The sequence below is a fragment of the Neisseria sp. P0009.S007 genome, from assembly GCF_051962515.1.
Map to the genome: position 1 here is coordinate 1 of NZ_JBQCVF010000744.1, position 836 is coordinate 836.

General features: G+C 49.2%; 2 protein-coding genes. One reads left to right on the forward strand and one right to left on the reverse strand.

The genetic code is table 11. The features are described from left to right. A partial coding sequence (locus ACTHS3_RS16080) for a kinase/pyrophosphorylase (RefSeq protein WP_440367910.1) occupies positions 1-204 on the forward strand: 204 nt, incomplete at its 5' end. Between the two features lie 55 nt (positions 205-259). Here the strand turns inward: ACTHS3_RS16080 and dcd are convergent. Next, complete coding sequence (gene dcd / locus ACTHS3_RS16085) at positions 260-826, reverse strand: dCTP deaminase (RefSeq protein ID WP_440368518.1); 567 nt, start codon at positions 824-826, stop codon at positions 260-262. Positions 827-836: the final 10 nt, after the last annotated feature.

Here is an 836-nt window from a genome sequence, read left to right on the forward strand (position 1 = left end):
CAGCCTGAGCGTCTGCAGGCTATCCGTCATGAGCGCCGTCCTAATTCGACCTATGCCAAAATCGATACTTGCCGCAGTGAGATTGCCGATGCGCAAAATATGTTCAAACGCCACGGAGTACCGTTTACCAATACAACGGATAAATCAGTGGAAGAACTCGCCGTTCATATCTTGCAGGCTTGTAAGCTGAAACGCCGTTTCTAAATGAAATGATAAAAGGCCGTCTGAAACTTCAGACGGCCTTTTTTTATTTTGTATATTAAGTCTTAGGCAAGGTAACACCGGTTTGCCCCATGTATTTGCCGTTGCGGTCTTTGTATGAAGTTTCGCAGACTTCATCGCTTTCAAAGAACAAGACTTGAGCTACTCCTTCGCCTGCATAGATTTTGGCAGGCAGGGGGGTGGTGTTGGAAAACTCAAGCGTAACGTAGCCTTCCCACTCAGGCTCGAACGGGGTAACGTTGACAATGATGCCGCAGCGTGCGTAAGTGGATTTACCTAAGCAGACGGTCAGGACGTTGCGCGGGATGCGGAAATATTCGACTGTGCGCGCCAAAGCAAAGGAGTTGGGCGGAATGATGCAGCAGTCGTCTTCGACGGTTACGAAGTTTTTCGGGTCGAAATTTTTTGGATCGACGATGGTGCTGTTGATGTTGGTGAAGATTTTAAATTCATTGGCACAACGGATGTCGTAGCCGTAGCTGGATGTGCCGTAGGAAATGATGCGTTGACCGTTGGCCTCTTTGATTTGGTTGGGCTCGAACGGCTCAATCATGCCGTGTTCTTCGGCCATGCGGCGTATCCAGTTGTCGGAGTTAATGCTCATGGGGGTTGTC